Here is a 7,420-nt window from a genome sequence, read left to right as displayed (position 1 = left end):
CGATGGACAACGGGTTGATATTCCCGTACCCGCGAAAGAGCGCCCGTGATGAACCTTATTGTGCTAACTGCCCGAACTGTTGGAGGTCTTCGGACTGAGAACGGGGAGCGCAGGAACCTGGTGGGTAGTAGTCAAGCGATGGGGTGACGCAGGAAGGTAGCTGAGCCCGGCCGGTGGTTGTGCCGGGGTAAGCGTGTAGGCCGTGTTGTAGGCAAATCCGCGACACATGAGGGCTGAGACGTGATGCCGAGCCGATTCAGGTGAAGTCAGTGATCCTATGCTGCCGAGAAAAGCCTCTAGCGAGTTCTTAGCGGCCCGTACCCCAAACCGACACAGGTGGTCAGGTAGAGAATACCGAGGCGATCGGGCGAACTGTGGTTAAGGAACTCGGCAAATTGCCCCCGTAACTTAGGGAGAAGGGGGGCCGGAGACGTGAAGCCCCGTGCGGGTGGAGCGTTGTATGGCCGCAGAGAGCAGGGGGAAGCGACTGTTTACTAAAAACACAGGTCCATGCGAAGAAGTAATTCGATGTATATGGACTGACGCCTGCCCGGTGCTGGAACGTTAAGGGGACCTGTTAGCTCTTCGGGGCGAAGCGGAGAACTTAAGCGCCAGTAAACGGCGGTGGTAACTATAACCATCCTAAGGTAGCGAAATTCCTTGTCGGGTAAGTTCCGACCTGCACGAATGGCGTAACGACTTCCCCACTGTCTCAACCACAGGCCCGGCGAAATTGCATTACGAGTAAAGATGCTCGTTACGCGCGGCAGGACGGAAAGACCCCGGGACCTTTACTATAGCTTGACATTGGTATCTGAATGGGCTTGTGTAGGATAGGTGGGAGCCGGTGAAACCTGTACGCCAGTATGGGTGGAGGCAATCTTGAAATACCACTCTGGTTGATTTGGGTATCTAACTTCGGACCGTTATCCGGTTCAGGGACAGTGTCTGGTGGGTAGTTTAACTGGGGCGGTTGCCTCCTAAAGGGTAACGGAGGCGCCCAAAGGTTCCCTCAGCCTGGTTGGCAATCAGGTGTTGAGTGCAAGTACACAAGGGAGCTTGACTGTGAGACTGACAGGTCGAGCAGGGACGAAAGTCGGGACTAGTGATCCGGCACTTGCGAGTGGAAGCGGTGTCGCTCAACGGATAAAAGGTACCCCGGGGATAACAGGCTGATCTTCCCCAAGAGTCCATATCGACGGGATGGTTTGGCACCTCGATGTCGGCTCGTCGCATCCTGGGGCTGTAGCAGGTCCCAAGGGTTGGGCTGTTCGCCCATTAAAGCGGTACGCGAGCTGGGTTTAGAACGTCGTGAGACAGTTCGGTCCCTATCCGCCGTGCGCGTAGGATACTTGAGAAGGGCTGTCCCTAGTACGAGAGGACCGGGACGGACGAACCTCTGGTGTGCCAGTTGTCCCGCCAGGGGCACGGCTGGTTAGCTACGTTCGGAAGGGATAACCGCTGAAAGCATCTAAGCGGGAAGCCTGCTTCAAGATGAGGTATCCCACCCCACTTTGTGGGGGTAAGGCCCCCAGCTAGACGACTGGGTTGATAGGCCGGAAATGTAAGCCCGGTAACGGGTTCAGTTGACCGGTACTAATAGGCCGAGGACTTGATAACAAGGCTGCTACGCGTCCACTGTGCAACTCTGAACAAACACCAAACAACCCCCCACCGTGTGTTGTGTGGGTGTGTGTGTTGTTTGATATGTTCATAGTGTTACGGCGGTCATGGCGGAGGGGAAACGCCCGGTTACATTCCGAACCCGGAAGCTAAGCCCTCCAGCGCCGATGGTACTGCACTCGGGAGGGTGTGGGAGAGTAGGACACCGCCGGACAATCTTTGGTTGAGGCCGACCCTTCGGGGTCGGCCTCAACTGTTTTCACGCCCCGAACACGCCACCGGGCCGCCCCGTCCGCTCTGCTGCCGATTTCGGTCGGCAACAGCAGTCGCGGTTCCTGGCGTTCTGCGATCCGCCCAGGCCTGCGCAGCCCCGACGATACTGCGGCCGTATCGACGAATGCAGATCGCCCCCATTTTTGTTGACCTTTATTGCGTCGTCATTCTGACATTCATGACTCTTTTTCCGTTGTCTCGGGAAGATGTAGTGGATGGACGAACTGACCAACCGGAAGCAGTCGTCGTCGGGTCCGGGCCGGCCAGCAGAAGCCGAATCGTCGACGATCCGGGTCGTCGTGGTGGGTCCACCGGGCCTGTTGCGTACCGCGCTGGCAGCGGTGTTGGCCGCCGCCCCCGGGTTCGAGCTGGCGGGGGAGAGTGACCCCGACCACCAGGTCACCGATCGGGTCGTCACCCGTCGTCCGCACGTGGTCCTGGTCGACCTGGACGGGATCGACGACCCGGCCGTCCTCACCGGACGGTGGCACGCCAGGGTGCCGGAGTGCGCCGTGGTGGTGTTGACGTCCCGGCGGACCGCGCGGGTGCTGCGGCGGGCGCTCGGGGCGCGGGTGCGGGGCATCATCGCCAAGGACGTCCCGCCGCAGGAACTACTGGCTCAACTGCGGCTGGTCGCCGAGGGCAACCGGATGATCGACCCGGTGACCGCGCTGGCCGCGCTCGACGCCGCGGTCAACCCGTTGAACGAGCGGGAACGGCAGGTAACCGCCGCAGCTGCACGCGGTCTGTCGACCAAGGAGATCGCCGCCCACCTGCATCTGGCCCCCGGCACCGTCCGCAATCACCTGTCGGCGGTGCTGGGCAAGACCGGTGCCCGCAATCGTTGGGAAGCTGTCCTGCGCGCCCAGGACGCAGGCTGGATCTGACCAACCGTGAGAAGGGGTGTCGGTTCAGTTACGAGTTCAATAAGATTCCCAACCGTGCGTCATGGGTTGCGCACATTTCGTCAACACCTGCTTGATCTCGGGAGTTGCTTATGGTCCGCACACTGCTCGCTCTCCAGGGCGGGCTGCTTCGTGGCGCCCTCGCTCAGGTGCTCTCGGCCGAGCACGACATCCAGATCGTCGGCGAGGTGGACAGCCCGCACCACCTACGCGCTGCGGTCCGGGCCGAACGCCCCGACGTGGCCGTGATCGAGTTCGACATGCTGACCGTGGCGGAACTGATCCACCTGGCGACTGCCGACCCCGGTGCCGACCCCATGGCCGGTCCCGGAGCGGGGGCCATCGGCCGGGCCGACACCGTGACGGCGGGTTGTGGTCCGGTAGCCACGGACATCGCCGGTGCTGCGTCCCTGCGGCAACGCACTGCTTCTCCGGTCACCCCCGTAGGGTCCCTGCTGGTCCTGGTGGAGCAGCGGCGGGCCGGGCGGCTCGGGTCGGTGCTCGCCGAGTACGGGAACCGGATCGGCTTCCTCAGTCGGGACGTTCCACCCGGGCGAATCGTCGATGGGGTGCGCCAGCTCGCCGAGGGCCGGGTCGTCCTCGATCCGGATCTGGTGGTCGCCGCCCTGGAGGTCGCCGCCAGCCCGTTGACCAATCGGGAGCGTGAGGTGCTCGACGTGGTCGCCGAGGGGCATCCGGTCCAGGAGATCGCTGATCGACTGGTGCTGTCGACCGGGACGGTGCGCAACCACCTGTCGCGGATCATGGCGAAGACCGGGGCCCGGACCCGTTGGGAGGCGGTGCGTATCGCCCGCGAGTCGGGCTGGCTGTGACCCGTCCGCCCTACCTCGTTGCCCGCCCCGCCTCGTCGCGTGGTGCAACCCCCGGTGACGACCCGGCACCGGCGGCCTACGCGGCACCCCCCGCTCCGGTCGTCGACCCCGTTGCGGTCCGGGCTGTCGCATCCGACCCGGCCCGAGCCGTCGCCACCCTCGCGCCCCGGACCGTCCCGGTGCGGGGCGTCCTGTCCGTTCCTACGGCCGGTTCCGTCCCTGGCTTCGACGCCGGGCCGGTCCCCGCCTTGTCGTCCGGTGTCGTCCAGCAGGTGGCGATCGCCGGCGGCTCGTCCTGCGTCTCGCCGTAGCCGACCAGGGCGCGGTAGGCCGCCGAGCGGGTGAGCAACCCTTCGTGGGTGTCCAGCAGCGCGGTCCGTCCGTCCAGCAGCAGGACCCGCCGGGCCCGCAGGGCCGAACTGACCCGGTGTGCGATGACCACCAGGGTGCCCGGGCGGGTGGCGAAGACGCTCTCCAGTCGGGCCTCGGTCGCCGGGTCGAGGTGGCAGGTGGCCTCGTCGAGGATGATCAGCGGGGCCGGGGAGAGCCAGGCCCGCAGCAGCGCGACCTGCTGGCGTTCCCCTGCGGACAGTTTCCCCGGGCACAGCAGCGCGTCGTGGCCGCCGAGCCGGGCCAGCAGCCCGGTCAGGCCGAGCCGGGCCGCCGCCCGGTCGACCGCCTCGTCCGGCAGGCCGGGCGCCAGGTAGCCGAGGTTGTCGCGCAGCGTGCCGGTGAAGACGTACGCCTCCTGGGGGATGAGCACCCGCCGGTCGGCCAGCTCTCCCGGTGTCGCGCCGGTCACCGCCAACCCTGCGACGTGGATGGTGCCGGCCTGCGGATACAGCACCCCGGCGATCAGACCCGCCAGGGTCGACTTGCCGATCCCGCTGGCCCCGACGATCACCAGGTGGTCCCCGACGGGCACGTCGAGGTCGAGGTGGTCGAGCACCGGGTCGGCGTGGGGGCCGTACCGGAAGGTCACCGCACGCAGCGACAACGCCGTCGCGGCCCGCCGCGCTCCGGGGGGCGACCATCCGGGCGGGCCGGCGGCGGGCCGGCAGTCGTCAGGGGGGACAGCAGGTGCGGCAGCGGCCGGGCCGGCGGGCCGTGGCGCGGCGGGCCGGCCGCCGGTGGTGCCGGGGGGTGTGGTGTCCGCCGGTGCGGCGGTACGTAGCAGCCGGTCCAGGGTGACCGCGAACCGGAGGCCACCGGCAGCCACCCCCTGCACCAGGCTGTGCAGCGCCGGCTGCACCCCGCGCGTCACGTAGACCAGCGCGCCGAGCACGGCACCCGGCCCCAGGCCCTGGCGGACCAGCCAGGGCGTGGCCAGCAGCAGCACCGGAACGGGCAGCCAGCCGCCCAGTGCCAGGCTCAGACCGCGCGTCGCCGCCATGGTGGCCAGCCGCCGCTCCACCCGGGCCTGGGCGTCGACGGACCCGCCGACCCAGCCGGTGACCTGGTCCCGTGCGCCGCTGGCGGCGACGTCACGGTGGCCGGTCACCGCGGTCACCACGGCCCGGCCCAACTGCTCGTCGGCCTGCACGTACTCCCGTTGCCGGGTCACCATCACCGGCAGTGCCACGGCGAACAGGACGAGACCGGCCAGCACCGGCACCGCCACCACCAGGGCCACCGGGGCGGCCAGCGAGAACAGACCGAGCACGGCGGCGCCGAGCGCGAACAGGAAACCGCGTACCACCATCAGGAGACCGGCGTAGGTGTCCCGGACCAGCTCCACCTGGTGGGTGAGGCGGGCGACCGCCGCGTTGTCGGCCCGGCCGCCGGCCGCAGCGGCGACCGCGCCGCGTACCACCCGGCGGAGCAGGTCGTCGCGGAACGGCTCGACCACGGCCCCGAGCAGCGCGTACGACCGGTGGGTGCCGGCCGCGCCGACCAGCACCGCCAGCCCCAGCAGGGCCAGCCAGGCCAGCCCGACGTCCGGCCGGCCGGCCAGGAAGCCGCTGTCGACGGCACGGGCGGTCAGCAGCCCGGACAGGGCCGCCGGGAGCACCTCCGCCGCCGACCAGCCGGCCAACCGCCACAGCTGCGCCCGCCGGGCCCGCAGCGCGGCCCGGGTCACCCCGACGACGGTGCTCACGACCGGAACACCTCCCGGTAGTCGGGGTCGGCCCACAGCGTCGGGTGCGGGCCGACCGCCCGGACCCGACCGCCCGCCACCCACGCCACCAGGTCCGCGCGGGCGGCCATGCCGAGCCGGTGACTGACCACCACCCGGGTACGCCGGTCACCGGGGCCGGTCAGCGCCCGGGTCACCTGGTATTCGGTGGCGGTGTCCAGGCTGGACGTGGCGTCGTCGAGGATGAGCAGCCGTTCGGCGCGCAACGCGCGGGCCAGCCCGAGCCGCTGCCGTTCACCGCCGGACATGGCGACCTCGGCCAGCGGGGTGCCGTACCGGTCGGGCAGCCGTTCGACGAAGTCGTGGATGGCGGCGGCCCTGGCCAGCGGCACCGGGTCCACGCCGACCCCGACGGCGGCGCCCACCGTGTCGCCGACCAGCACCGGCCGTTCGAACCCGTAACCCACCGCGGCGTGCAGGGCTGCCGGGGCCAGCTCCGGCAGCGGTACGCCGTCCAGGAGCACCACGCCGTCGTCGGGGTCGCGCAGCCGGCCGGCGACGGCGGCGAGCAGGGACTTGCCCGCACCCGAGGCACCCACGACGGCCAGCAGGGTGCCACCGGGCACCCGCAGGTCCACCCGGTCGAGCAGGGCCCGGCCCTCGGCGTCGCGCACGGTGACACCGCGCAGTTCCAGGGTGCCCGGCCCGGGTGGCAGGGCCCGGGCGCCGTACGGCCGGGCGGGTTCGGCGAGCACCTCGGCGGCCCGGCGGCAGCCGGCGCGTACCCGGACGGCGGTGTTCAGGGCGGCGACCACGGTGCCGAGGCCGGCACCGAGCGCGGCGTACTGGATGGCGGCCAGCAGTTCTCCGGGTGTCAGCCGGCCGGCGGTCAGCGACAACCCACCGACGGCGACGATCGCGACCTGGAGCAGCGGGTTGAGCACGGCACCCCGGGTCGCCGCCCCGGCCAGCACCGTCCAGGTGCGCGCGCCGTGCCGGTGCAGCGCGGCGAGGGGGGTCAGCACCCGGTCGACCTCCCGTTCGCCGGTGCCGGCGGCGGCGATGGTGCGCGCCCCGGCGAGGGTCTCCACCAGCCGGCCGGCGAGGTCGCCCTGGGCCTGCTGGTAGCCGGCGACGGCGGCGGAGGCGTCGGCGACGAAGCCGCGCAGCAGCAGGGCGAGCAGCAGCAGGCCCAGCACGAAGGTGACGCCGAGCCACGGGTCGATCAGGGTGAGCGCCACCAGGCTGCCCACCGGCGGCAACGCCACGGTGGCGGCCGTGACGACCGTGGGCGCGGCCTGCCCGGCGTCGGCCACCTGCCCCACCACCCGGCCGGCCAGGTCACCCACCGGGCGGCGGGCGGCGGTGCGCGGGTCGAGGGCGAACAGGTGCCGGACCAGGGTGTGCCGCAGGTGCGCCACCGACCGGGCGGTGGCCGCGCCGGTGCCGTAGTCGCGGATGACGCCGACGACGACCAGCAGGGCGACCAGGGCGGCGACGGCGGCCAGCCAACGGCCGGGGGAGGACTGCGGGGCGGCTCCGACGGCGGCATCGACGGCCCGTCCCAGCACGGCCGGCAGGGCCAGTTCGGCTGCGGTGCCGGCCACGGTGACCACGGCAAGCGTCGGGGTCCACCAGCCGGCGGCGCGCACGGCCCGCAGCAGGAGCCGGTCGTCCGGTGTCATCGCGCCCCTTCCCACGCCGCGCGG

General features: G+C 70.0%; 4 protein-coding genes and 2 rRNA genes (1 of these 6 running past the window's edge). 4 read left to right on the top strand and 2 right to left on the bottom strand.

Annotated elements, in window-relative coordinates; all coding sequences use genetic code 11:
- From ACQP2H_RS16125 to ACQP2H_RS16110, 4 genes are all read left to right on the top strand, one after another.
- Positions 1-1,620, top strand: a 23S ribosomal RNA gene (locus tag ACQP2H_RS16125); it begins 1,490 nt to the left of the window's first position.
- Between the two features lie 100 nt (positions 1,621-1,720).
- A 5S ribosomal RNA gene (gene rrf, locus ACQP2H_RS16120) occupies positions 1,721-1,837 on the top strand.
- Between the two features lie 274 nt (positions 1,838-2,111).
- Positions 2,112-2,783: a response regulator transcription factor gene (locus ACQP2H_RS16115; protein ID WP_357538340.1), complete on the top strand. Its 672-nt coding sequence runs from the start codon at positions 2,112-2,114 to the stop codon at positions 2,781-2,783.
- Positions 2,784-2,893: 110 nt separating this feature from the next.
- Positions 2,894-3,634 (top strand): response regulator transcription factor, encoded by a 741-nt coding sequence (locus ACQP2H_RS16110; RefSeq protein ID WP_255597586.1) that lies wholly within the window; start codon positions 2,894-2,896, stop codon positions 3,632-3,634.
- Between the two features lie 76 nt (positions 3,635-3,710).
- Here ACQP2H_RS16110 and ACQP2H_RS16105 read toward each other — a convergent pair whose 3' ends face one another.
- Positions 3,711-5,732: an ATP-binding cassette domain-containing protein gene (locus ACQP2H_RS16105; protein WP_433227906.1), complete on the bottom strand. Its 2,022-nt coding sequence runs from the start codon at positions 5,730-5,732 to the stop codon at positions 3,711-3,713.
- Positions 5,729-7,396 (bottom strand): ABC transporter ATP-binding protein, encoded by a 1,668-nt coding sequence (locus tag ACQP2H_RS16100; protein WP_433227905.1) that lies wholly within the window; start codon positions 7,394-7,396, stop codon positions 5,729-5,731. The genes ACQP2H_RS16105 and ACQP2H_RS16100 overlap by 4 nt, the downstream gene beginning before the upstream one ends.
- Positions 7,397-7,420: the final 24 nt, after the last annotated feature.

The organism is Micromonospora sp. CA-248260 (assembly GCF_050942205.1).
Lineage (GTDB): Bacteria > Actinomycetota > Actinomycetes > Mycobacteriales > Micromonosporaceae > Micromonospora > Micromonospora antibiotica.
This window is presented reverse-complemented; position numbering and strand designations above follow the sequence as displayed.